The sequence below is a fragment of the Rhizobium sp. SRDI943 genome (assembly GCF_057653695.1).
The window spans coordinates 3,247,672-3,271,674 of record NZ_CM172787.1 but is presented as its reverse complement, the minus strand read 5'-3'; the positions used below and the strand labels follow the sequence as shown (position 1 = coordinate 3,271,674).

Here is a 24,003-nt window from a genome sequence, read left to right as displayed (position 1 = left end):
GTCAACACAGGGTATTCTATGGGTTGTTCTCGTATCGGTAGTACACGCGTCGCCATTGTTGTAGCGCTGACGACTATATTGGCAAGCTGCACGTCGTTACCAAGATCCGGTCCCGATCACAAAGACGTTGATCGAGATGCAGCGGTGAAAGTGACGACGAAGGAACGTCGTGTCGGTATCGACTACGCCCTGGTTGATCTCAGCAAGAACGTTCTGTCGTATTTTACCGCTCCCCAGCCGACCTCGTTCAAAGGGTTTGGTGGTGGCCGAGGCGGGGCGCCCGAAATTCCACTCGGTTACGGCGATGTCGTTTCGGTTGCCATCTTCGAAGCTCAGTCCGGCGGTCTCTTCATTCCGTCCGATGCAGGTAGCCGACCCGGCAATTACATCTCGCTGCCAGAGCAGACCATCGATAGAAACGGAACGATCACAATTCCCTATGCGGGTCGGGTTCCGGCTGCCGGTCGCCTGAAGGAGACCGTAGAGCAGGACGTCGAGGATCGCCTGGCGAGCCGCGCGATCGAACCGCAGGTAGTTATTACGACAACGACAAGCCGCTCCAGTCAGGTTGCCATCCTCGGCGATGTCAACAATCCGCAGCGCGTTGAGATCAGCCCGGCGGGTGAGCGTGTTCTCGATGTCATTTCCGCCGCGGGCGGTTTGACGACCAACAATATCGAAACGAATGTGACGCTGCAGCGCCGCGGCAAGACGGCAACCGTCGCCTACACCACGCTGTTGAAGAACCCGGCCGAAAATATCTATGTCGCACCGGATGATACGATCTCGATCGATCATGAGCGCCGTACCTTTCTTATGCTCGGCGCCGCAGGCACCAGTGGCCGCTTCGATTTCGAAGAGTCTAACCTGACCCTTGGAGAGGCAATCGCCAAGGCGGGCGGCCTGCGCGACGACCGCGCCGATCCGGCTCAGGTCTTGCTCTATCGTCTTGTCCCGAAGAAAACGGTTCAAGCGATGCACGTGGACACGACGAGATTTGCGAGTGAAATGGTTCCAGTGATCATCCGTGCGAACATGCGTGACCCGGCAACCTTGTTTGCTGTTCAGCAGTTCAAGATGGAAGACAAGGATATTATCTATATTTCCAATTCGGACTCTGTTGAACTGGTCAAGTTCCTTGACATCGTGAACTCGGTATCATCCACTGTTTCCGGAGTGACCGACGATGCGAATGATACCCGTAACGCGGTACAGGATCTTGGAAATTGATTGAAATAGGTCGCCGGCATCGGTCTGAATGATCGATGCCGGAGGCTTATAGCGGATTTGATGAAGGAAATTGTGGTTATGGCAAGATCGGCTGTTTATCGTAAGCTTGCATATAGCGGAATTGCCGTCGCGATGTATGTCGGCATGAATTCAAGCGCCTTTGCGGCAGCCTGCCTAGGACCGGCAAATCTGACATCCGTCGATATAAGCGGGTTTACGGCTAGCCCCGCCGTCCTGCTCGACATGTCCGATCCGTTGGTTCTGTCCTCGCGTGTTCGCGCGCTGGTCGGAAGCAGTAATGATGCGCTGTCGCCGGTGATCGAGCAGGCCAAGAAGGCTAACGCCGTACAGATGGCGGCGATCGGCTCCGGTCTCGGGCGGGCTGCAAACAGCTGCCAGGTGACGGATCCGCAATTCAAGCTAGCGATCGAAAAGGCTGTTGCCGACGCGGCGAGCGCTGATCCGAACCTGGCGCCGCTGCTTGCAGCCTTTGCAAAGGTCCTTGCCGAAGGCGGGACCGCGGCGCTCGGCCCGGGTGCAAGTGCCGCCGCCGCATCGGGCATCGGCAATGACGGGCAAGTTGGACAAACCGGGCCTGGAGCGGACGATGGTACGCCGTTCGACGGCGCTGCGACGACTGCGGGTACGCTGAAGGTTTCGAATGCCGGCTCGGATGATTCATCGTCGACTTCAACGACGACGATCGTCAGCACCGGAGCGGGAGGCCAGTCGTCTACCGACCCGACGGAGTCGACGAGTCAGAGTGTCCCGGTCATACAATAGCTGGAATTGCCCTTAGATCTTAGCGCTTGACGCCTTTGTTGGAGATCGAAATTGCTATCGCCAGATAAACTTACGCCGCGTATCGACCCCTCCCGCGATACCGGAAATGATGCTGATTTCATCGATTTCGACAAGCTCATCGCAATCGCCCGCCGACAGTGGCGGATGGTTGCGGCGTGCGGTTTCGCCTTTGCCATTCTCGGCATTGTGTATGTCTTGACTTCGGTGCCTGTCTACACCGCCGACACCAGCGTGCTGATCGACCGCAGCGATAGTCAGGTGATCAACCAGCTGGCGGCGTTCGGCCAGATGGACGATGACGAAGGTACTGTCCTCAGTCAGGTCGAGCTGTTGAAGTCCGACACCATCGCCTATGCTGTTGTCGACAAGCTGAAACTCGTCGACAATCCGGAGTTCATGGGACCGAAAAGCTCGCTTTTTTCTGTTTCAACGTTGAAATCCTTTATGAATTTTCGGTCGTGGTTTGCCGATGACGCAGCCGTCGCACCTGATCCGGAAATGAGGCGGCGAGGCGCTGCCGAGACTGTCGCAGGCAATATCGATGTCGAACGCGTCGGCCGCTCCTACGTCCTCGATGTCAGTTATACAGCGCAGTCGCCGGACCTAGCGCGTGATATCGCGGCTGGGATCGCCGACGTCTATCTGGTCGACAAGCTCAATTCAAAATACGAGGCGACGCGCCGGGCCGGCCAATGGCTGCAGGAGCGCATCGAAGAACTCCGGCAGCAGGCGCTGGACACCGACCTTGCGGTTCAGAAATTCCGCGGCGAGCATGGGCTTGTCGAGGCCGGATCCGGTACGCTGATCAGCGAGCAGCAGCTTTCCGAGATCAATACGCAATTGATCAATGCGCAGGCCGAGACGGCAAAGGCCGAGGCACGGTATGCGCGCGTCAAGTCGATCATCGACGCCAAGCAGACCGATGCGATCGTCACGGATGTGCTCGACAGCTCCATTTCCAACGACCTGCGCAAGAAATATCTGGAGGCTTCCAAGCTTGAGACCGAAATTGAGGCGCGGCTCGGTCCCGATCACGTCCAGGCGGTTCGGCTTCGTGCGGAAATGGAAGAATATAAAAGGCTCATGTTCGATGAGTTGAACCGCATCGCCGAGAGCTACCAAAGCGAGCTGCAGGTCGCGAAATCGCGGGAAAACTCTTTGCGCGACAGTGTTACACAGGCGACGGGCGTAGCCGCAACGGCTGGCGAAACGCAGGTACAGCTTCGCGAGCTCGAGCGCACGCGCGATACCTACAAGAATCTCTATCAGAGCTTCTTGACGCGCTACCAGGAAGCAATTCAGCAGCAGAGCTTTCCGATTACCGCTGCGCGCATCATCACGACGGCGGAGACGCCGACGAAGCCGAGCGCTCCGAAGAGAGCTCTCGTTGTTGCTTTCGCGATGTTCGTAGGATGTGCATTTGGCAGTGGTATAGCGGCCTTCCGCGAATTCCGAGATCGGTTCTTCCGCACCGGCGATGATGTCCGGGACGTGCTTGATGTCGAGTCTCTCGGGGTCATGCCGCTGATTGAAAATAACGTCGACGATCCGACGCTCGTTGATCCCAGCAATCCGCGAAGCATCGCCAGGGGCGGAAAGACGACGACCTATGTCGAGGAGCATCCACTCTCGGCATTTGCCGAGACGCTTCGAAGCGCCAAGATTGCGATCGACCTCAGTGCTGCCGATCAGCGCTGCAAGGTCATCGGCGTCGTGTCGAGCTTGCCTGGCGAGGGGAAGTCGACGACATCCATCAATTTCGCCAAGCTTCTGGCAATGCAGGGTGCGCGTTGCCTGCTTATCGATGGCGATATGCGCAATCCCGGTGCCACCCGGGCGATCGGCCGCCATGCCGAGGCCGGCTTGCTCGAGGCGATCGTCGACAGCCGTCCGCTCAAGGACCTGATCCTTCTCGATCCCAAGACAAAGCTGGCATTTTTGCCGACGGTGGCAAGGTATCGTGTTCCGCATTCGTCGGAACTGCTTGCCTCACGCGGCATGGATCAGCTTCTTGAAACGGCGCGTCAAAGCTTCGACTATATTATCGTCGACCTACCGCCCTTGGCGCCGGTCGTGGATGCGCGCGCTATCAATTCGAAACTCGATGCGGTGGTTTTCGTTATCGAGTGGGGAAAGACATCGCGCAAGGTCGTGCAGTCGACCCTGCTGTCCGAGCCGGAACTCTATGCGAAGTGCGTCGGTACTATCTTGACCAAGGTCGACCCGTCGCAGATGAAACTCTACCGGACATTCGGTTCGAGCGAATACTATTATAAGCGTTATTCGCGATACTATACCGAAAGCTGATGTTCCGCAGTCAGTCCGTTTCGATTACCAGGATCGCCTTCGTTATCGTCAGCGTCGTCTTGGTGGTGCTGGCCGGTCGAGAGCTCTACGCTTCGATAAGAACGGCCAGCATCTCGATCGTCGCCGAAAGGATCGAGCGTGGCGAGACCGTTGCGGATGATGTCGTGACCAAATATGCGTCGCGCAGTGTCGACGTCGTTGACGGACACTATTGCCGATCCGACATCGTGGCTGCTGGCGTAACCCTCGTTCTGGCGCAACTCGATCGGCAGAACGTCAATGTCAATTACGACGGCTGGGCCGCTGCGGCCTCGAGTGCGCGCCAATATCTGCGGCATGCGCTTTCGTGTATGCCGACGAACAGCAATTTTTGGCTTCGTCTTGCGGCTGTGCAGTCGACAATTGCGGAAGAGCCGGCCTCGATCGCGGGAATGATGAAGCGTTCGGTTGCGCTTGCGCCGTATGACCAGGTGATGATCCTGACGCGATTTTATTTCTGGAACGATTTCACCAATGCAACACTCGCCGCGGCAGCGCGCGCGCTCGATAGCGATCTCATGACCATGCTGAAACGGGGCGATCGTTGCAGGGTCAATGCCACGATAAGAGAGATCAGCCCACAGCTTCGCCCGATCTTCGATCGAAGCTGGACGAGCGTTGGAGAGGCCGCGACGGCGCGGTTCCGACAGCGCTGCAGCAAGTAAATCATCGAGACAGGTTTTTAAAGACTGTTCCGAGTTCGTTGCCAACAGGCTGAGCACCCATGGCTCTTTCTCTTGACGCGACTCAACTTGCACAAAACAACGCCCGCCGTCTTCGCTGCGGGCGTGTTTTTGATTGGCTATTGACGATCAGACTTCTGCGTCCGCGCCATTGATGTTGAGCGTCAGAACACCGGCGTCGGTGTGGCCTTCGCCGTCGGAGATTTTGTAGAACTGGATGGTTTCCGTGACGTGATCGCCCGGAGCAACATCTACTGCCAGATCATAGGTGAATGATCCATCCGCTTTTACATGGAACGTGCCATAGGTGCCGGCGACGTCGGTCGTTGCGCTCGGGTCGCCGTTTACGGTCGTGGTGCCGAACTGACGGAGGAAGAGATGACCATTGTCGCCGGCAATGTCGTTGTCCAGAGCGTTGCCGCCGATGGCGTCGCCTTCGGTGAAGCTGTAGTGGTCGTCGACCGCGATCGGCTTTACCTGGGTTACGCCCTGAATGTTCAGGGTGAACAGGCCGACATCGGTATGACCGCTGCCGTCGGAGATCTTGTACGCGACTTTCTCCTGGAGCAACTCACCATTGGTGAAGTTGACCTTGGCAGCATCGCTTAGCACATAGGTGTAGCTGCCATCGGGCTTAACGAAGAAGGTGCCGTAGTCGCCCTGGATCTCGGTGACCTGGCTGTTGCCGCTCTTGGCGCCTACGCTCGCGCCGTCGAAGGCGCGCAGGAACAAGTGTCCGTTATCGGATGAATCGTTGGAAAGCAGATTTCCTGAAATGGCGTCGGTTTCCAGGAATGTTGCACTATCGTCGGTTGCGTGAACAGCCATCAGTTCTCTCCTTGAATTATTCTTTGCTAAGTCAATTCTGACCTTTAGCGAGCTGGTCGATTAAGGATATCTTAATACAGAGAGTCAAGGGTGCAGTTAACAGCAAGTGAACATATTCGGGTGTATAGTACAATAATGACACACCTGTAACACGCATAAGGCGATGAAACGCATGGTAATTATTGTGTTAATAATAAGTGAAAGTGCCAAATGGCAGATGCGGACCTCTGTTTCTTCAGAGGAGAAGAATGTTTATTCAGGGGCAATTTATAAGAATACGTTGCGGTTCTGATGCGCAGATGAGATGTTGATATAATCACTATGGGTTACAGCGTGAAAACTCAATCTTGCTTCGGCTCCCGCACCGGCGCCTGCTTTTCGACGAAGTAACTGGTGCCATGATTTTGTAACATTTGTTTATCAAGTAATGCTTCTCTCGAGGCGCAATTGGCGTAAACTAATACGCGATGCGTGGAGAGTAATTTTATTTACACTAGAGATATTTGGTAACATCGCACCTAACTGTGCGACGCAATTTTGTTGCAATGCAAAATATTCAAGAAATGAAGATGTTTTGTGGTCAGCTTAAGAATTATCGCGAGATAGAACGCATTTTAGTGTTCCATTTTAGCAGGCAGAGAGAGGTCCGCGGTTAAAAGATTTTCCAGTATCTTTGGGAGATCACGGCGTGACCGTCTACTATGTAAATTCGGCAACAGGATCCAATCAGAACAGTGGAGTGAGCGAGCAGTCGGCTTTCGCGACGCTTTCCGCTGTCGAATCCCTGAGGCTAAAGCCGGGAGACAGCGTGCTGCTTGCCGCCGGAAGCGTGTTTAACGAGCAATTCGACCTGAAATACTCCGGCACTGTCAGTTCTCCGATTACAATTGGCAGTTACGGCGTTGGCGATGCGCCGGTTATTCACAGCAGCAATGACGGTATCCACGGCTCGAAGGCTTCAAACATCATCGTGGAGAACATCAAGATTGCTGATACCGGGGGTGCGGCGATATATGCGGGAAATGTCTCCAACTGGACCGTCCGCAACGTCGAGGTCGAAAATACCGGACTTGCCGGCAAGCCCGGTTCCGTCAATTTCCAGAGCAGCCAGAACATTACCATCGAGAACAGCAAGATTTCCGGGGTAAATGGAGACGGCATCTGGATGGATAAAGTGATTGGCGTTACCATCGTTAATAATCTGGTCATCAACAGCCAGGGCGCTGCGGCAGACGCCGTTCAGTTGAACGACAGCAGCAATATCCTGATCAAGGGTAACCACCTAGAGCAGACGGAGACCAATAGCGCAAAGGGCGTCCTGGTGCTTGTTCGGGCTGTGGATGCAGCGGTCGAGGACAACACCGTGATCGGCGGCGGTTTCGGGATAGGTGCCAACGCGGGCACGAATATCGCCATCCACGACAACGACATCTCGGGATACGGCGGCTATAGTTGGTCCTACGGTATCGGCCTTGGCGATCAGGGCAATGCGACAAATTACGATATCAGTGGAAACTATATCCATGACGGCGTCTGGGGCGTGTCGATCAGCGCTGCAGGTTACCCAAGTTATACACGCACCGATATCGATATTTATGGTAATGTCTTTGACGACCTGTCGTCCTCGGCGCTGAAGGTCGACAGGCCTGCATCCGGCTCTTTCTATGATAATATCATCGACAGCGCGGTGTCGACGTTGACGATGCCGGTCGCAATTGTCCTCCAGAGCACCTTCTCGATCAACGACAATAAGACGCTGGAGCAAGCGCAGGCCGAAGTCGACGCTGCGACTGGCAACACCCAGTCCAACAATGAGCAGACGCCTACCACGCCGGTTGTGGAGCCGTATGTCGAACCGTCAACACCGACGCAGACAAGCACTCCGGCGCCCGCGGCCGAAGCGCAGGTTCCGACCGCACCCACCGTCGCCGTTCCCAGGATTGTCGCAGCCCATGACAGCCTGAAAATCTCCACGGACACGGGCAGCGCCTATCATGGCAACCTTCTCGAAAACGATAGCGCAATCAATGGAACCGTGCTGCTTCGTCGCTTCGGTGACAGTGCAGTGGATAAGCATGGCCTGACGCTGACCGGGAAATACGGCGTCATCCACGTGGAGAGCGATGGTGATTACACCTATACCGTCGATGCGGTGAAAATCGCCGGTCTCAGCGGAAAGGTCAGTGAATCCTTCCAATACAAGATTTCTGACGGCGCTTCTCACATCGATACCGACTCGCTCGGCGTGTATATCAATGTGGACGCGTTCCATAGCAGCCAAGCGTCGCACCTGCTGGTTTGAATCACGCCAAATTTAGAGAGCGCCGGCCCCGCTGTTCAACACTTGAAAGCTTGATGATGAAGGGGTGTCGGCGGTCGAAGGCCGGGGAGATGCGGATAAAAAAATATTTCCGCCGTTCATAGGAAAAATGAACTATAGATTGAATTTATAGTTAATGCCTCAGTAAACGTCGCCCATATGCGCGCCACGCGTTCATTCCTCTGCGCCGTTGTTGGGCGATTTGCGATTTTCACTTGCTTAGGTTGGTATATTTAGCGTAGCGTCAAGTCAGAATCCCTGAAACCGCTCGTTATAAATTGGAATTTTTGGTCACTTTTTGGTTGGATTCATGTAATAGGTCGTGGGCTTGCAAGCGGGTCCGGCGCCGTTGGGGTCCAAGGCAGTCGTGTCATTGATCGGGCGTGATGGACCCGGAGCTAGAGTGTGCGCGGGCATATTTGCTTTCGTGCGATGCGGTAAGAGAGGGATTACTTCGTGTTTCAGAGTTCAGCAGCTGATGTCAGCGAGCCATCCAAAGCATTGAGGAAATGCAAGGGGGGACTTGTCTTCATTGGAATAGCAAGCGCGCTTATCAATATCCTCTATCTTACAAGTTCATTTTTTATGCTTGAGGTGTATGACCGGGTCATCCCCAGCAAAAGCATACCCTCGCTGGCGGTCCTGGCAATACTTGCATTAATGCTTTACGTCTTCCAAGGAGCGTTCGAGGTTCTGCGAAGCAGGATGCTCGTGCGTGTTGCCGGCGCGCTTGACGAGATGGTAAACGGACGTGTGTTCCGGGCGCTGATCAAGGCTCCGTTGAAGGTCAAGATCGGCGGCGACGGGCTTCAGCCGCTGCGCGACTTCGACCAGATCAGAACCTTCCTGTCCGGCATGGGCCCGACGGCGATGTTCGATCTGCCCTGGTTGCCGTTTTATATCGTGATCTGCTTCCTCTTTCATCCGGCGATCGGATATATCGCGATCGGTGGATCGCTGGTTCTCGCCATTCTGACCTTCCTGACCAATCAGGGAACGCGTACGCTCTCAAAAAAGCAGTCTGACTCCGCCAATATGCGAAATGCCTTTGCGCAGACCTCGATCCGCAATTCCGAGGTCATTCACGCCATGGGCATGGCGGGTACGATGGCCGAGATCTGGGACCGCAAGAACAGTGAATACCGGACGATCACCCGGCAGGCATCGGATGTCGGCAATGGGTATGCCACCTTGTCGAAGATTTTCCGTATTGCTTTGCAATCGGGAACGCTCGCGACCGGCGCAATTCTGGTCATCCAAGGACAGGCTTCTTCGGGAATTATCATCGCCGGCTCGATATTGACCTCTCGCGCCCTGGCGCCTGTCGAAGCGGCGATCGGAAATTGGCGTGGTTTCGTTTCTGCCCAGCAGAGTTGGGCGCGGCTTTCGAGCCTGCTGAAAACCATTCCTGAGATTCCAGCCCCCCTTGCGCTCGCGGCTCCCACCAAGCAAGTCACCGTCGAGGGCTTGGCAAGCGGACCGCCAGCGGGCCAGCGCCTGGTCATCTCCGATGTCAGCTTCGGCTTACGGGCAGGGAGCGCGCTTGGGGTCATTGGTTACAGTGCCTCGGGTAAGTCGTCGCTGGCGCGGGCGATGATGGGCATCTGGCCGACAGTCAGAGGATCCATTCGCCTCGATGGCGCGGCACTCGACCAGTGGGACGGTGACGCACTTGGCCGGCATATTGGTTATCTCCCGCAGGATGTGGAGCTTTTCTCGGGGACCGTCGCGCAGAATATCTGCCGTTTCGCGAAGGAAATGTCGCCAGAGACGGTGGTTGCCGCAGCGAGGGCGGCGCGTGTTCACGATCTCATTCTTCGTCTGCCGAACGGTTATGAAACCGAAATCGGCGAAGGTGGTGCCGCGCTTTCAGCCGGCCAGAGGCAGCGTATCGCGCTTGCAAGAGCGCTTTACGGCGAACCATTCCTCGTCGTGCTCGACGAACCGAACTCCAATCTCGACGAGGAAGGCGAGCGGGCGCTGAGTGCCGCGATCATGAGCGTGCGTGCACGCGGCGGCATTGTCGTTGTCATCGCACATCGGTCCGGCGTTCTGGCGGTCTGCGACTTCGTGCTGATGATGCAGGATGGCCGCATGATCGCGTTCGGTCCCAAAGAGGAAGTTCTCGCAAGGGTCAGCCGGCCGGAAGCGGCGCGCACGCCGATTGCCGAGCGCGTGGCTCAGCTTAAAGTCGTGGTCGACGGCATGAATGCGGCCGAATAGGCCAGAGGGAAGATTGTGAATAAAGTTATCAGTGAATCGAAACGCTCCCTCAATCGGCATGTTGCCGTTGTCGGTGTGTTGTCGATAGCCCTCGTTTGCGGCATTGGCGGTTGGGCGGCGACGACAGAGCTTTCGAGCGCAGTCATCGGCGAGGGCGTGATCGTCGTCGACGGTGATGTCAAGAAGGTCCAGCACCTGACAGGCGGTATCGTGTCGGAATTGCTAGTCTCCGAAAACGACCATGTGACGGCAGGGCAGGTGCTGATACGGCTCGATGGGACGACGACAAGAGCGAACCTCTCGATTGTCGAAAGCACGCTCGCTCAGCTTTATGCACGCCGCGCCCGTCTGAAGGCGGAACGAATCGGCGCCGATTCGTTCGAGGTCGAGGAAAACATCAGCGATCTGACTTCCAGCACCTCCGCGGCGAAGCTTCTCGATGGCGAGCAGAAGTTGTTCGACAGTCGCAGGACGGCGCTTATCGGAATGAAGAGCCAGTTGGCATCGCGCAAGGACCAACTGGGCGAGCAGGTAAAGGGGTTGGTCGTTCAGATCAATGCCACCAACGATGCCTTGGGCTTGATCGAACAGGAGCTCGAGGGCATTGATACGCTCTACAAGAAGGGGCTCGTCACGCTTCAGCGTTTGAATACGCTCAAGCGCGCCCGCGCCGATCTCCAGGGCAATAGCGGCCAGGAAATCGCAGCTAAGGCGGAGGCCGAGGGTAAGGCAATCGAGATCGATCGCCAGTCGATCCAGCTGGATGAGGATCGTCGTTCGGAGATCGCAAAGGACCTGACCGACGTCGAGGCGCAGATCGCCGAATATGAAGAGCGCCGCGGAACGGCGCTCGATCAGCTGCACCGTCTCGACATTACCGCACCGTTGACGGGGCGAGTTCACGAACTTTCGGTTCACACCGTCAATGGTGTCATTGATCCCGGTCAGACGTTGATGCTCGTCGTTCCCGAAAATAACGAACTTATGGTCGAGGCGAAAGTCGCCACCCGCGATATTGACCAGGTTCACGTCGGCCAGTCCGTCGATGTGCGTTTCAGCGCTTTCGATCAACGCACGACGCCTGATGTGAGCGGTGAGATTACCTCGATCGCGCCCGATATCGTCAAGGATGAGCGCACAGGCATCAGTTACTATCCGCTGCGCGTCAAGCCGAAGGCTGAAAGCATTGCCAGGATGAAGACGATAAAGCTCTATCCGGGCATGCCGGCCGAGGTCTTTATCAAGATCGGCGACCGGACCGTAATATCCTATCTGACGAAGCCGCTGACCGATCAGATGCAGCACGTATTTCGCCAGGAGTGATTGGCGGCTGTTTCACGTCGTTAATATCCTCGGCGTCCCAAAGCAGCCATCCGCCAAGGTGAGGTTGGATAGTTTCGCCTTGCTCGAAAGGGCATGATCGGCCGTTTCACGAAATTGTCACAAGCCTGCTGCAAGGTCTCCCCATGATGTGTTTGCTGCCTTGGCGAGCCGGGCCGACTGCGAGGCGACCGGTTTATGGATTGGTTCTGTTTCTGGCGTGTCTGGTGGCGTTTTCAGCGGTCAAAAGCGGCCATGCCGATAGTCCACAACCGCTGAAAATAGTGGCTTTCGGAACATCCTTGACGGCCCGCGGGGGATGGCAGTCCGCTCTTGAGACAGGGCTTTCAGCCTGCCTGCAAAGGCCCGTGAAAGTCGAGAGCGTTGCAAAGAGCGGCGAGACGTCACTATGGGGCCTTGCCCAAGTTGATCGCGTCATTGCCACGCAGCCGGATATCATCCTGATTGAACTCTATGCCAACGATGCGACATTGCATCGGTTCGTGTCGCTTGCGCAAAGCCGAAAGAATATCGGCGATATCCTCGACCAGCTCCGGCAGCGCCTGCCGCAAGCGCGGATCATTGTCATGGCCATGAATCCATTTTCAGGATTGCGTGGGCTGATCCGTCCCTTTGTCGACAGTTATGTCTCAGCCCATCAGGCAGAGGCGGAAAAACGTGGTCTGGAGTTTGTCGACCACCGGCCCAACTGGGAGCGTCTGACGCCGGATGATCTGGCCACGGCGATTCCTGATGGCGGGCATCCTCAGCCCGACATGGCCTCCAAAATCATCGCGCCTGAACTCATCAAACGTATCGCCGGCAAAAATTGCGGAGAATGAAAATATTCGCTCGTCAGCGTCAAAGTCTATGACGGCTCTTGGGGGTCAGACTGTCGTAATATAGTTTTTCAGGTAGGTGACCAGCGAAGCCCGACCGGCTTCCGACGAATCTTCGTGAGATGGGCTATCCAGCTCTTCGAGCAGATAGTTCCGGAGATCGTCATCGGTGTTTGCGACATAGATGCCCGGCCGGCCCACGAGCTGGCTCACCGTGGCGAGCTGATGATCGTTTCGGTGTTCGCCGAGAGCCGCCTGGCGAGGAACGAGAATGATCGGCTTCCCAAAACGCTTGGCCGTAAGCACAGTGCCAATTCCCGCATGAGAGACGATGACACTTGCATCGCGAAAGACGTTATCAAAGTCTTTGGGCTCGATATTCTTGATCCATTTCATATTCTGTGGCGTGTAGGTGCCCTTGCCGATCTGCGCCAGAACCGGTTTCGACAGTTCGTTTGCGAACGTGTCGACAGCCTTGACGAGGCGATCAAACGGCAGCTGCGTTCCAACGGTGACAAGGATCAAAGGACAGCTCCTGCGTAATGGGGGCCATCCGGCCTCGACAGATGTTGCCATTGCGTGAGCCAGAGCGTCGCAATATGGCCGGCCAATTTACCCGATAGGGACAGCTTCTCGACATTGGCGACGCTATCGATCCAGATCGTCCGCTTGCCCGTCAATTTGCCGGCCAGCAGGCAAAAAAGGCCGGGTGCGGCACCGGTCGAGATGATGACGTCGGGCCTCTGCTTGATGACGATGGAGAAGGCGGTGAAAAAGCACCGGATCGACATGGCAATCGAGTCGCGGCTGCAATCGGGAAGGACTAGTCCGCCCCGAATGTCGTATTTTGCAAGCAGTCCGGGGATGGTCGTTGCGAAGACGATATCGCAGCCCTCGAATGCGCCGCGCATGGCCATCAGCTGTTCCCAGTGACCGCCTCCCGACGAGGCAGCGAGAACCTTCAATTTTTTCTCAGTCATAGACAGGCATCTCCTATATTTGACCGATGGATAAGGGCGAAAGCCGTTCTGTTCGAACAGCGATTGTGTCACGATAGTTCAATAGAAGTGTACCATTTTTGGCCCGGTTGATTGAAGCCTTGAAGTTCATGGACAGCCAATCACTTGTGATGTTTCAGCTGGAAGATAATAAGGGTCAGAACTCTTCCAAGGGCGCGGGCGCAAACAATATCAGAGAGCGGCATCGGGCTTGTATTCCTGGTATGCATGTCCGAGAATCCCATTAACCATGCCCGCGCCGCGTAAAACGTGGGTGAGGGCTCGCATGCCCCAATAGGGTGAAATCAAGATCGAGGGTAGCATGAAGAGCCCAAGCATAACTCTCGAGGCGCCATAGGCGCCGCGATAGATCCGGCGCTTGAGGTTGCCATGCAGGACCTCGCTGACTGCGAAGGTATTGCCGAGGCGGTATTGTCTTTGCAATACCCATTTCCAGGTCATCCGGCTAGCCGGAACGATATCATGGACAAGCGCCTTGTCAGCCCAGAAGACCTGCATGCCCCGGCGGATGGCTTGGTTGAAGAAAAGGTAATCCGTGCCCCCGGTGAAGCGCATCTTCTCTTCAAAACGCAGATTCCATGAGCGGATCAGAGGATAGTCGAACATGACGTTGTTCGATGCCGCATAAGAAATGCGTTGACCGTCCTTGTTCTTCTTGCGCTCGAACACCCTTGCCTTGATGAAATATTCCGGCGGGTTTTCGGGATAGACCGGTTGGACGGGGCCATAGACGCAATCGGCGCGGTTTTTCTCCCGTGTCTCCAGCATCGCATCCAGCCAGCCGTCAACCGGCCATTCGTCATCGTCGAGAAAGCAGAAGAGGTCGGTGCCGGGAGGTGCCGAATCCAGTGCGCGATTGCGTGCAAAGGGTATGCCCTGGTTTTGTTCGATGACGTAGATCAGGTCGTAGGCACCTGTTTGGCCAAAACTCTCTACCGTGGCCCTTGCACTGCCGGCCGCATCATTATCCACGATCACCATGGTAAGATGATAGGGGCGACCCGGATGCCTGACCTGGCGCGTCATGACGTCAAGCAGCTTGGCAATCCCGTCGAGGCGGCGATAGGTCAGCACGCCGACGGCGATCTTCAGCGGTGCGGCGCCTGCTTCTGTGCTGACGGATGAATGCGGAAAAGTCTCTTGCTGATTCATGACTGTCCTCTCCGCAGCATATTTCCCAAACGCTTACGCGCCGCCATCAAGGCCACTTCGGTCGCGGCAGCATCGCCGAACGGACCGCCAGCCACCGTATTGCGAGCTTCGCCCCGGAGCTTCAGCAGCGACGTCGTTTCGGCAATTCCGCCGGCCACCAGGCTCTTACCTAGTGCCTGCAGCCCATCATAGCGGCGTGCCAGTTCCAGCCCTGTCGCGATCATGATCCGCGGGCGCAGCATTTTTGCTCGGCTTGTGCCGGTGTAGCGGTTCGACTCATGAATGCGCTGAAACGTCAGCGGTGTTTCGACGATGGCGCCGCGGCCGAGAAAGGCAGCAGCAAACTTGATATAATTGTCGCTGAGGACGACGTCTGTCGCGACGGACATCGGCAGTATCTGGGACAGCAGATTGCGGCGGAAGCTCAGGCCCGATGTCGGAACCGGAAGCGAGGGAAAGCCACCCCTGCGAAGCGTGTCCCGCTTGTCGAACAGCGTCACTTGCAGCTCTGCGGGAGGCTGGTCGCTTTCCTCGGTCGTCACCCGGTCGAAGCACCAGTCGATTTCGTTGCGATCGTAGATCTCGGCGATACGAGCGAGTTTGCCCGGCAAAAATGCATCATCGGCATCGAGGAGAAAGAGGATATCGCCGCTTGCGGCCGCAAAACCCGCATTGAAGCTCGAGGCCTGGCCACCATTTTCCTTCAACACCGTCAGGATCTGTTCCCCGTAGGAGGCAAGGATCTCACGGGAATCGTCCGTCGATCCGTCGTCGACCACCACCACTTCGAAGTCGGGATAGGCCTGCGACAAAACGCTGTCGATGCATGGACGCAAAAAGCGACCATAATTGAAATTGTTGACGAGCACCGAGAGTTTCAAATTACTGCCTCCTGGGCCAATCGATCACCGCGCGAGCGTCTGGGGCGCATATCGGCGAATTCCAGCACGATATCCACGCATGTAGTAATATTTCCAGATAGCCCAGAAACGCTTCTTCGATTGCGGCAAGAGATAGAGCATGGCTGCCCGAAATGCCCACTGCGCGCTTTCGATCCAGATCGGTAGCGGAACTCCGCTCAGCCTCACCCCTGCAGGCACCTCGTCGGGAAAAAGCGCCGGCATGCCATAGCCAAGCCGTTCACCTCGCTTCTGTACCCAATCCTCGGTGACACTTGATGCCGGTATCCAGTGATGAACCACGGCCTCTGCGCATCGATAGGATTTGGCGCCATTTGCGGCCAGACGAATGATGATTTCCGCATCTTCGCCCATGGCAAATATCTTTCCTGGAAGAGGGCCGATATCTTCCCGGTAGCGGACGCTCGTTCCGAGCAACTCTCGCCGAATGATCGTGTTGGGACCCCAGACTTTCGTCGGGTCACACGGTCCGCTTTGCGTTTCATCGACGATCGCAAACGTGGATCCCATGGGAATCCAATCGATAAAGCGGCCCTTCGGCTCCTTTTCCCAATCGGGGACGATTCTGCCTCCGAACACGCCATAACCCGGATGGGCGATGGCGCAGTCGACGATCGCCTGCAGCCAGTTGGGTTCCGCGCGGATGTCGTCGTCCGTAAAGACAACGAGATCGCCCTTGACCCGATCCAAAGCAAAATTCAGCGCGCCGGATTTTCCGGGCTTGCGCTGCTGCAGGATGGTGATGGGAAGCTTCTCGCTGTACGATTTCAAAAGATCAAACGTATCGTCATTGCTATTGTTGTCGACAGCAATCAATTCCCATCGATCGTGGGGAAGCTCCTGGCGCACCAAGGAATCCAAAGTGTGGCGCAGCCGGCGGCTGGCGCCATTGTAAGATGCAAAGAGCACGCTGACGAATAGATCCGACATCAGTTACCAACCCTCTTGGTGAAGTCGAAAGAGAAAAGCTTCATATTTTGACTGCCTGTGCGATGTTCGAACGATCGGCTCTTACGCGGGGTTCGACCGTGTCTTGCCGAAAAACTCGCGCCTGTGACCCTCGCCGACTACCCTCAGCTTACGAAGATTGCGCAACCACCGCCGCGGTTTGGTGAGTACGCCGCGGTTGAGGAAATACTGCCGCAGCAGGCTCGGTGCCTGACTATGCGATCCGCCATGGGCGACCCGATAGACCGCCCCGCGAAAGGGAAGCTGCGTGAGCGGTGCTCCCCGTTGCGCAAGAATATCCGCTATGCGGACGTGGCTGCCCAGCATCGACTTGATCCAGTCGAGCGAAGCATCTTCAAACCGGGTCGGCAGTTGGTAGAGATCGGCGCGAATAATCAACGAGGTACCGCAAAGATGACTGAAGTCGTCGTGGCCAAACAGGAAACTACCGCCATCGTCCCAGATATAACCATGGTCGATCGTCCATCCGTTGGCGTTTCGATTCTCGGACACGTGTTGAACGATCCGAGAGCTGACAAAATCGTCGTCATCGACAATCATGAAGAAGCGACTGTCGGTGGCGGTCAACATGCCACTTAGAACGCGACGGCCTTTGTCTGCCCGGAAGGCATCAAGGAAGTCTTCCTTGCTGCCCTTTCCAAGCTCATGCAGGTCGTTCGGCGGAAAGGTGACACGCACGGCAGAGAATTTCTCCGGCAGGTCTGGCAGATCGGCGCCTTCGTTGGCCACGATGATGCCACGCCAGTCCCCATTGGTCTGGTTGGAAATTGAGGCCACGGTCTGGGTCAGATTTCCCTTCAGCCTGCTCCAGTCGCGGGCATTGTCCTGATGTCTGACCGGGATAATGAAGGTGACAAGGGTCATCGGATTACCTCCTGATCCTGCAAGCGCGCGGCGTCTCAGTCATCCGCGAGCTCCTTGCCCGGCCTGGTGACGCGCCCATTCGATTCCATCTTCAAGCGACGTTGCCTTGTAAGAAAGGTCCGTCCCGCCGGAGAAGGCATTCATGAAGCGGCGGATCTTTCCGTAGCTGTTGTCCAATACGGCATGCGGCCGACCAAGCAGCAGCGAGCAGATATGAACGTGCAGGCGATCGGTGACGATGGCGCGGGCGCGTGAAATCTGGCTGATGCCGCGCTCGAAGCGGTTGTGCGCCGCCGCGTCCAGCTTGCGCAATGCCACTTCGCTCGGCTTCAGTGCCAGGAAAGCCGAAGCTGCCCCCAATTTCTTGGCGATATCAACCTTGCGTTTCGACTCGGTGATCCAGTCCTCCACAGGAATATCAGAAGGGATCTTGCGATCGGTGCCGCCAACCCGTTCCGCATCCTCTCGCAGCATGGCGAGGACGGAAATCTGCGTTGCCCTGTCCGGCAGCGGCCCGATGGCGAAGGCCATGTCGGGGCATAGCCGTACGGTGCAGTCGAAGTGCTTCTCGGAAAATTCCTTCGATTCTTCGTCGCGCACGAGCAGCACGAAATTCTTATGACGCGCGATTGCGCGTGCGGATTGCTCGATGCGCTCAGGTGAACTGTAGTGAATAGACTGCGGAAACTGGACGATCTGCCGATCCGGGAAACGCTCCATGATGGCTTCGCGGAAATCCTGGTGGGAAACCCAGATGTCGCCGAAATTGCCGCCACCATGAATGAAAATCGGACCGGTCGGCACGCGCTTTTTCAGCTCATCTGCGGAGAAGTCCGTCGTTCTCGAAACATAGTCCGGGCGTTTGCCGAAGCGATCCTTCAGATAGGCCATTTCGCCCATCCAGATTGCGGAGTCGCCGCAATTGCGGATGTCGGGAAAATCGAGGATCGCAAGCGGTTCATCGCGTGAGACATAGTCTTTCAGGCAATCGTGGATCATACCATTAAGTTTTGCGATCAGCTCCGTTCTGGATTGGCTGGTCATTCTGCCTCGCTTGTTGATGTTCGTTTAGCTTTTAGGCCGACTTGGGTACGGCCATACGTTTGGCTTTTGACAGGAACTTGACAAAGATACGCTGAACTTCGGTTTCCGGGCCATTTGGCTTCTTCATCGCGAGCCAAAGGACAAAGCTGGAACCGAGATAGAGAATGCCGCCGGTGACGACGAGGATGGCCAGGTGGAGTGCCAGCGCCAGCTTGTCGGTAGGGGTGTTCAGAAGATGCGACAATCCCCAGACGCCGGCAGCCATCAAGGCAACGCTGGCAAGCGCGCGGAAGTTTGCCGCGAGCTGCTGGAAGAATGGCAGATTGATCAAGCGCTTGACCAGAAGCATGTTGACTACGGTGGAAATCAGACCCGTCAACACGCGGGCATAAACGACGCCCGGAAGCCCGGCCATCATCAGACCGGCGATGATGATGGGCACGCGGACCACCAGCATCTGCGTGTCGCGGATGAACAGCATCTTGGTATGGCCCTTTGCCATGCCCAGCGGTTGGACGAGCGAACCGAGGGTCTGCAGAGCGAAGACCGATGCGAGTGCCTGTACGATGAAGATGGCGGGAACCCACTTTTCCCCCAAGGCAAGCCGCATCATCGGATCAGCTACGACTGCCATCCCGATTCCGGCCGGAAGCGCCACCGCCGCCAGAAGCGCCTGTGCACGCTGATAGGCGGCGACAAGCCGGACCGGGTCGTTGCGGACTTTCGAAAAGCCCGGGTAAATCGTCTGGTTCAACGGCGCCGTCGCCTCGCGCGTCGGCAGAGTCGAAAGGGTGTTGCCGACGGTATAATGGCCGAGCTGCGTGGCGCCCAGCATCTTGCCAATTAACAGATACTCGACCCGCCAGTTCAGGGTGTTGACGATCTGTCCGGCCGTCAGCCAGAGCGAGAACGAAAACAATTCTCGTGCATGCCGGAAGGTCACCCGTGGCCAGAATGGCAAGACGGTGTAGGAAACGATGATATTGGTAATCTGATAGGCGAGGGTACCAAGAACGAGAGCCCAGTAGCTCTGGTAGATGGCAGCGATTGCCACCGTCACGACAAAGCCAACCAGCTTTTGCGACACGTTGAGAACGAATTCTTGCCAGAAGATCAGATCACGCTGGAGCATGACGCGACGCGGATTGGCGAGACCACTCAGGAGCAAGCTGAAACTCAAAGCAAGCATGACGCTTGTCAGCCGGGGCTCGTTATAAAATTCGGCTATTGGATAGGCACTGGCGGCAAACAGCAACGCCAAGATCGCACTTCTTGTGACGCTCAACGTCCAAACCGCACTGAAATGAACCTCGCTCGGCGCCTCGTGACGAATGAGCGCCTGGTTGAGTGAGAGTTCGGTGACGGAGCTCAAGATGACCTGGATCGTCGTTGCAATGGCAACGAGACCGAAGTCGGCCGGTGCGAGGTACCAGGCGAGAACGAAGGTGCTGAGCGCCGAGAGCCCGTTGACGATGGCGCGGGATAGGCTCAGCCACATGCTGCCTTGAATCAGTCGATCGGTAACACTGCTCATGGTCGAACGGCTCCGCACGTCAAGGATACTGACCGTCTAAGCGGGCCGAGCGCCCATCCAAAGTGCTTGCCCCCCTTGCGGGAGGCGGGAGTGTTGGTGGAGTTTGAAAGGATCATGCCTTATCGCCTCGTCATGAATCCGGTTTGCATCATCACAGGACGCTTGCCGTTTTCTTGGAAAAATCCTGCTTCAGCCGATCCAGCTCCAGCAGCATTCTGTTGTGCGCATTTATCATGGACTCGTCGGAACTCAGCTGTCCTGGTTTCTCCGCCACCCGCTGCAGCGTCTTGACCGTCGACCCGAAGACATAATTGCCAGTGAGCTGACGGATGCGGCGGTGGCGGAACGTTATGTTCTTCAAAAGGTAGGTGTTTTTCCGTACCAGTGACGCTCCTGCTTCGACGAGGTTTGACGGGCCAATCGCGTCGAAGTCGATCTCGAGATCAAGCGCACTTGCCCAATCGTACCATTTGGCTCGATTCCCCGGCGCGATCGGCCGGATAGCCCGCCAGGGAACGCGCAGCGCGTCTGAGATGATGCAGCCATGCATCGCCTCGGACACCACTTTATGCGATGCGCTGATTTCGGTCAGAACCTTTTCCACCGGCCAGCGCGGATCGATATAGTGTATGCCTGCGAGTTCGCAGGCCTTATCCCAGCTGCCGTACATGGCGCTTTCGTAATGCGGCATGAAGGAGACCGGATAACGCTTCTCGATGCTTTTCGCATCCCAGCAGCTGCGCGTGAGAATGCCCGAATCGCCGATGGCGTAGCTCGGATCGATGCCGAGGATTTCGGCTGTCTTCTTTCCACGCACGAAATAAAACGTCCAGTTGCGATCGACTTTCGGCGGGTTGGTGTAGCCGCCATAACCCGAGCCAAAGACAATCTTTTGCATGTTCGGGTCGAAATTGTCGTAGAGGATCGAGCCGATGCCGAGAAAGAGTTGACCTTCGTCGTCATCGAAGAAGCCGGGCAGCAGACGCTCCCAGAGCCAATGGTTCAGTTCGTCGCCAAAATTCTCGTGTTTCCCCCGGTAGGCAAACATCTTCATCGCGCTTCTCCAGTCGGCAAGTGCGTCACGATCTGCGAGACCGTCTCGTCTTCGCGTGCCATGCGTCCGTAACGCGAAATGATCTTGATGTCGCTGCGGATTATCTTTGCCGGATTGCCCGCGACGAGCGAGCGCGGCGGCACGCTCTTGGTCACCACCGAGCCCGAGCCGATGACGCATTCGTCGCCGATCTCGACGCCGGGCAGAATGATGCTGCGGGCGCCGATAAAGCAGCGCTTGCCGATCCTCGTGTGAAGATAGAGCCCGCGCGTGAGATCGTGGGTCAGAATCGCCGCCTCAAAGGCGACGTAAGTTTCCGCGCCGATATGCAATCCCTTCGGGTTGGTCTTGTCGAAACGCACGCTCAAGGAAAAGCTGGCCGTCGGATCGATGTCCATTCCCCAGAATTTCGTATAGTAGAGCCACTTGGCCTTCACAAATCCGTTCCGCAGTGGCCGAAATACATTCAGTCCCCACTTCGGCTTTTTTCCTGTCTGCACCATCAAGTCCGACCCCGGCTGGAAAATTCGTCTAGCACGGAACTGTAATAGTCCTCGAGCGTCCCCGTCTGACGACGTAAGTCGAAGCGTTCGGCCACCAGAAGCGGTGCCCGCGCGCTAAAGGCTGTCCACAGAGCCTGGTCGTTGAGCAGTCTTCCGACCGCCTCCGCCATTCCTGCGACATCCCGCTCCTCCACGAGATAACCAGTTTTCCCCTCTTCGATCGCTTCGCCGACGCCTCCCGAGCGAAATGCGACGACCGGAGTACCGACGGCTTCCGCCTCGAGATTTGCGAGGCCGAAAGCTTCGGCGTGACCATTGTCGAGGGTCACGCTTCCATGGAGATAAAGCTCCGCACTGGCGAGCAGATCTCTTATCTCAGTCTGCGACAGATTTTCATGGATCGTGACGCTTGGCAAGGAACGACGCGCCAGTGCTTCGATTTCCTCCTTCAAGGGACCCTGGCCGACCATGACGAATTCGACCGGAGTGCCGGCGGCGGCCACACGTGAAAGCGCATCGATCATGAAACGATGGCCCTTATAGTCGACGAAGCGGGCAATTGAAACCACGCGCCCTTTTTTTCGTGGACGAGGCTCCATTTTGAAGAGATCGAGATCGATGCCGATATGATGGCGATAGACGCGTTCGGCCGGAAAGCCGAGTGCCAGCAGCCGATCTCGGATGAAATCGGAAACGGCGATGTTCCAACTGTTCCAGCCGGCCATCTCGTTCCGGCCCTTGGCGAAGAAGCGCACCTGATTGAAGCCGCCCGGCTTTTTCGGGTCGCCGCGATAGGTGGCGTCGAAGCCGTGGAAGGTCGTGATCAGCGGCTTGCCGGCGGCCCGGGCCAACGGGCCGATGACATACCCGTTCTTGCCAAAATGGGCGTGAACGAGATCGGCTTTGCCGATCGCAGGAAAGAGGAAGGGAAGGCCGATCTGCGGGATTTTCAGTAGCAGTTCACCGGCCCGCGCAATGGGAGACCGACGGATGTCATGAACCGGAACAGTGGATTTTTTTGTATGCGCCGAAGAAATTCGCGAGCCGGCAAGAATTTCAGCTTCGAAAGAACGAAACGCTACCGCCTGGTTGAGAACAAATGCCTGGCTGGCAGGCAAAAATTTTTCCACATAAATAACGGCTTTTTTCATGAATCTGTTTGCGTCTCCGTTGTCTTGTGCATCACATCGCCTCTATTGCCCGGCGGATACCGTCGATCGCACTTCTTGGCGCATTATTTTCGTCGTAAAGATTAACGCGCTTCGTGCAAGCCGCAGCGGGATCGGCCGCTTTCTCATCGCGCTCGCCGTATTTTTCCGACATGCCCCATACTGTCACGCCTTTCAAGTCGCCATGTTCGGCCGCCACGGTGATCACGTCACTGAAAATATCGGCGTAGGATGCCGGCGTGAAGGCTTTGTCGCGGTTCAGGAAGTGGCAGGACGCGTCCAGTTCGGTGATGAAAACGCCGACACCCATGTCCTTCAGCGCCGCGCAGAAGCGCCCCATTCCTTCCGGATCGATCCGGTCGAGTCCGGGGCGGAAATGCGCCTGCAGACCCACCGCATTGATCGGCGTTTTTTTGGCGACGAGATCCTCGACGATTTTCAGGATACGCGCGCGCTTCTGTTCGAACACGTCGGATTTTTTCTCCAGATGCGTTTCGTTGAGCACCAGCGTCGCGCCGGGATTGGCCTGGTGCGCCATGTCGAAACTCATACGGATATAATCGTCGCCAAGAAGGCGTCGGAAAACACAATCCCGCAGATCCGGTGCATCATACTCCAACGGTTCGTTTACCACATCCCATGCATCGATTGAGTTCTTATAGCGAGTGACAACCTGTTTTATATGACGGTTCATGGCCGCCTGAATGGTCTTTGCGTCGTTGATGTCAGACACCCAGCCCGGGACGCGATACCAGATCAGCGTATGGCCATAAACCCTCATGTTGTTTTTGCGCGCAAATGCAACCATGCGGTCGGCGCTGCCGAAGCTGAAAACACCCGGTCTCTTTTCCGTCGAATTCCACTTCAACTCGTTTCGCGGCGTTATTGAATTGACGTTGTCGATGTAGATCTCGGCAGCGGTTGGATCGTTGATGTTTTGCAGGTCGATTGCCGATCCGAATCGGAACGACTTCCTGTCGGCAAGGACGCGCAGCCCTGCGGAGGCAGGCACCTGTGCGAGGGCCTGGCCCGCACGGACATACAACAGGGCGAGCGGAACCGAGGCGAGGAAACGTCTTCTATTCATTCTATCTCTCACTGTTAGCTTTTTTCATGTCCGCGGTGGAATTTGAAAGGCCGGGCTCGTCGGCACCGATCCATCACGGGGCCTCGCGTTCAATT

Annotated in this window: 21 protein-coding genes; 8 read left to right on the top strand and 13 right to left on the bottom strand. The window is 56.5% G+C overall.

What is annotated here, in order from left to right; translation table 11 throughout:
* Positions 1 to 18: 18 nt before the first annotated feature.
* The 4 genes from AC245Y_RS16785 (at position 19) to AC245Y_RS16770 (ending at position 5,045) form a co-directional block, all read left to right on the top strand.
* Complete coding sequence (locus tag AC245Y_RS16785; RefSeq protein ID WP_050563528.1) at positions 19 to 1,230, top strand: polysaccharide biosynthesis/export family protein; 1,212 nt, start codon at positions 19 to 21, stop codon at positions 1,228 to 1,230.
* 78 nt (positions 1,231 to 1,308) lie between these two features.
* Positions 1,309 to 2,013, top strand: a complete 705-nt coding sequence (locus AC245Y_RS16780) for a hypothetical protein (RefSeq protein WP_012758619.1) — start codon at positions 1,309 to 1,311, stop codon at positions 2,011 to 2,013.
* A 51-nt stretch (positions 2,014 to 2,064) separates the two neighbouring features.
* The gene (locus tag AC245Y_RS16775) at positions 2,065 to 4,341 is read left to right on the top strand and encodes a polysaccharide biosynthesis tyrosine autokinase (protein ID WP_003561870.1); all 2,277 of its coding nucleotides are present in this window, start codon (positions 2,065 to 2,067) and stop codon (positions 4,339 to 4,341) included.
* Entirely contained in the window at positions 4,341 to 5,045 is a 705-nt protein-coding gene (locus AC245Y_RS16770) for a hypothetical protein (protein WP_012758618.1), read from the top strand. Before AC245Y_RS16775 ends, AC245Y_RS16770 begins: the two co-directional genes overlap by 1 nt.
* 147 nt (positions 5,046 to 5,192) lie before the next feature.
* Here AC245Y_RS16770 and rapA2 read toward each other — a convergent pair whose 3' ends face one another.
* A complete protein-coding gene (gene rapA2, locus AC245Y_RS16765; protein ID WP_012758617.1) occupies positions 5,193 to 5,891 on the bottom strand; it encodes a calcium-binding lectin RapA2 in 699 nt (232 codons plus the stop codon).
* Between the two features lie 688 nt (positions 5,892 to 6,579).
* On the opposite strand from rapA2, the gene AC245Y_RS16760 reads away from it, so the two are divergent.
* The 4 genes from AC245Y_RS16760 (at position 6,580) to AC245Y_RS16745 (ending at position 12,596) form a co-directional block, all read left to right on the top strand.
* Complete coding sequence (locus tag AC245Y_RS16760) at positions 6,580 to 8,193, top strand: right-handed parallel beta-helix repeat-containing protein (protein WP_012758616.1); 1,614 nt, start codon at positions 6,580 to 6,582, stop codon at positions 8,191 to 8,193.
* 474 nt (positions 8,194 to 8,667) lie between these two features.
* Positions 8,668 to 10,434: a type I secretion system permease/ATPase gene (locus tag AC245Y_RS16755; protein ID WP_012758615.1), complete on the top strand. Its 1,767-nt coding sequence runs from the start codon at positions 8,668 to 8,670 to the stop codon at positions 10,432 to 10,434.
* Between the two features lie 15 nt (positions 10,435 to 10,449).
* The gene (locus AC245Y_RS16750; protein WP_012758614.1) at positions 10,450 to 11,757 is read left to right on the top strand and encodes an HlyD family type I secretion periplasmic adaptor subunit; all 1,308 of its coding nucleotides are present in this window, start codon (positions 10,450 to 10,452) and stop codon (positions 11,755 to 11,757) included.
* Positions 11,758 to 11,900: 143 nt separating this feature from the next.
* Positions 11,901 to 12,596, top strand: a complete 696-nt coding sequence (locus AC245Y_RS16745) for an SGNH/GDSL hydrolase family protein (protein WP_017994922.1) — start codon at positions 11,901 to 11,903, stop codon at positions 12,594 to 12,596.
* 45 nt (positions 12,597 to 12,641) lie between these two features.
* Here AC245Y_RS16745 and AC245Y_RS16740 read toward each other — a convergent pair whose 3' ends face one another.
* From AC245Y_RS16740 to AC245Y_RS16685, 12 genes are all read right to left on the bottom strand, one after another.
* Complete coding sequence (locus AC245Y_RS16740) at positions 12,642 to 13,118, bottom strand: glycosyltransferase (RefSeq protein WP_003561862.1); 477 nt, start codon at positions 13,116 to 13,118, stop codon at positions 12,642 to 12,644.
* Positions 13,115 to 13,573, bottom strand: coding sequence for a glycosyltransferase family protein (locus AC245Y_RS16735; protein ID WP_012758612.1), 459 nt, complete (start codon positions 13,571 to 13,573; stop codon positions 13,115 to 13,117). Before AC245Y_RS16735 ends, AC245Y_RS16740 begins: the two co-directional genes overlap by 4 nt.
* Positions 13,574 to 13,783: 210 nt before the next feature.
* The gene (locus tag AC245Y_RS16730; RefSeq protein WP_012758611.1) at positions 13,784 to 14,764 is read right to left on the bottom strand and encodes a glycosyltransferase family A protein; all 981 of its coding nucleotides are present in this window, start codon (positions 14,762 to 14,764) and stop codon (positions 13,784 to 13,786) included.
* On the bottom strand, positions 14,761 to 15,645 hold the full coding sequence (locus AC245Y_RS16725) for a glycosyltransferase family 2 protein (protein ID WP_012758610.1): 885 nt from the start codon (positions 15,643 to 15,645) through the stop codon (positions 14,761 to 14,763). The genes AC245Y_RS16730 and AC245Y_RS16725 overlap by 4 nt, the downstream gene beginning before the upstream one ends.
* 24 nt (positions 15,646 to 15,669) lie before the next feature.
* Positions 15,670 to 16,614, bottom strand: coding sequence for a glycosyltransferase family 2 protein (locus AC245Y_RS16720; RefSeq protein WP_012758609.1), 945 nt, complete (start codon positions 16,612 to 16,614; stop codon positions 15,670 to 15,672).
* 81 nt (positions 16,615 to 16,695) lie between these two features.
* Complete coding sequence (locus AC245Y_RS16715; RefSeq protein ID WP_017994921.1) at positions 16,696 to 17,517, bottom strand: hypothetical protein; 822 nt, start codon at positions 17,515 to 17,517, stop codon at positions 16,696 to 16,698.
* Positions 17,518 to 17,556: 39 nt separating this feature from the next.
* A complete protein-coding gene (locus AC245Y_RS16710) occupies positions 17,557 to 18,561 on the bottom strand; it encodes a polysaccharide pyruvyl transferase family protein (RefSeq protein ID WP_012758607.1) in 1,005 nt (334 codons plus the stop codon).
* 31 nt (positions 18,562 to 18,592) lie between these two features.
* Positions 18,593 to 20,095 carry a lipopolysaccharide biosynthesis protein gene (locus tag AC245Y_RS16705; protein WP_003561854.1) on the bottom strand — a complete coding sequence of 501 codons (1,503 nt, stop codon included), beginning with the start codon at positions 20,093 to 20,095 and terminating at the stop codon, positions 18,593 to 18,595.
* A gap of 151 nt (positions 20,096 to 20,246) precedes the next feature.
* A complete protein-coding gene (gene pssM, locus AC245Y_RS16700) occupies positions 20,247 to 21,149 on the bottom strand; it encodes an exopolysaccharide glucosyl ketal-pyruvate-transferase (protein WP_012758606.1) in 903 nt (300 codons plus the stop codon).
* Complete coding sequence (locus tag AC245Y_RS16695; protein ID WP_003561851.1) at positions 21,146 to 21,652, bottom strand: acyltransferase; 507 nt, start codon at positions 21,650 to 21,652, stop codon at positions 21,146 to 21,148. The genes pssM and AC245Y_RS16695 overlap by 4 nt, the downstream gene beginning before the upstream one ends.
* Complete coding sequence (locus tag AC245Y_RS16690; protein ID WP_012758605.1) at positions 21,652 to 22,803, bottom strand: glycosyltransferase; 1,152 nt, start codon at positions 22,801 to 22,803, stop codon at positions 21,652 to 21,654. The genes AC245Y_RS16695 and AC245Y_RS16690 overlap by 1 nt, the downstream gene beginning before the upstream one ends.
* Positions 22,804 to 22,834: 31 nt before the next feature.
* The gene (locus tag AC245Y_RS16685; RefSeq protein WP_026157451.1) at positions 22,835 to 23,908 is read right to left on the bottom strand and encodes an endo-1,4-beta-xylanase; all 1,074 of its coding nucleotides are present in this window, start codon (positions 23,906 to 23,908) and stop codon (positions 22,835 to 22,837) included.
* Positions 23,909 to 24,003 lie beyond the last annotated feature (95 nt).

What these genes read in the sequence shown, in the direction of transcription:
- AC245Y_RS16785 (WP_050563528.1), top strand. Translation starts at nt 19, where the DNA reads ATGGGTTGTTCTCGTATCGGTAGTACACGCGTCGCCATTGTTGTAGCG.
- AC245Y_RS16780 (WP_012758619.1), top strand. Translation starts at nt 1,309, where the DNA reads ATGGCAAGATCGGCTGTTTATCGTAAGCTTGCATATAGCGGAATTGCC.
- AC245Y_RS16770 (WP_012758618.1), top strand. Translation starts at nt 4,341, where the DNA reads ATGTTCCGCAGTCAGTCCGTTTCGATTACCAGGATCGCCTTCGTTATC.
- rapA2 (WP_012758617.1), bottom strand. Translation starts at nt 5,891, where the DNA reads ATGGCTGTTCACGCAACCGACGATAGTGCAACATTCCTGGAAACCGAC.
- AC245Y_RS16745 (WP_017994922.1), top strand. Translation starts at nt 11,901, where the DNA reads ATGATGTGTTTGCTGCCTTGGCGAGCCGGGCCGACTGCGAGGCGACCG.
- AC245Y_RS16735 (WP_012758612.1), bottom strand. Translation starts at nt 13,573, where the DNA reads ATGACTGAGAAAAAATTGAAGGTTCTCGCTGCCTCGTCGGGAGGCGGT.
- AC245Y_RS16730 (WP_012758611.1), bottom strand. Translation starts at nt 14,764, where the DNA reads ATGAATCAGCAAGAGACTTTTCCGCATTCATCCGTCAGCACAGAAGCA.
- AC245Y_RS16720 (WP_012758609.1), bottom strand. Translation starts at nt 16,614, where the DNA reads ATGTCGGATCTATTCGTCAGCGTGCTCTTTGCATCTTACAATGGCGCC.
- AC245Y_RS16715 (WP_017994921.1), bottom strand. Translation starts at nt 17,517, where the DNA reads ATGACCCTTGTCACCTTCATTATCCCGGTCAGACATCAGGACAATGCC.
- AC245Y_RS16710 (WP_012758607.1), bottom strand. Translation starts at nt 18,561, where the DNA reads ATGACCAGCCAATCCAGAACGGAGCTGATCGCAAAACTTAATGGTATG.
- AC245Y_RS16705 (WP_003561854.1), bottom strand. Translation starts at nt 20,095, where the DNA reads ATGAGCAGTGTTACCGATCGACTGATTCAAGGCAGCATGTGGCTGAGC.
- pssM (WP_012758606.1), bottom strand. Translation starts at nt 21,149, where the DNA reads ATGAAGATGTTTGCCTACCGGGGGAAACACGAGAATTTTGGCGACGAA.
- AC245Y_RS16695 (WP_003561851.1), bottom strand. Translation starts at nt 21,652, where the DNA reads ATGGTGCAGACAGGAAAAAAGCCGAAGTGGGGACTGAATGTATTTCGG.
- AC245Y_RS16690 (WP_012758605.1), bottom strand. Translation starts at nt 22,803, where the DNA reads ATGAAAAAAGCCGTTATTTATGTGGAAAAATTTTTGCCTGCCAGCCAG.
- AC245Y_RS16685 (WP_026157451.1), bottom strand. Translation starts at nt 23,908, where the DNA reads ATGAATAGAAGACGTTTCCTCGCCTCGGTTCCGCTCGCCCTGTTGTAT.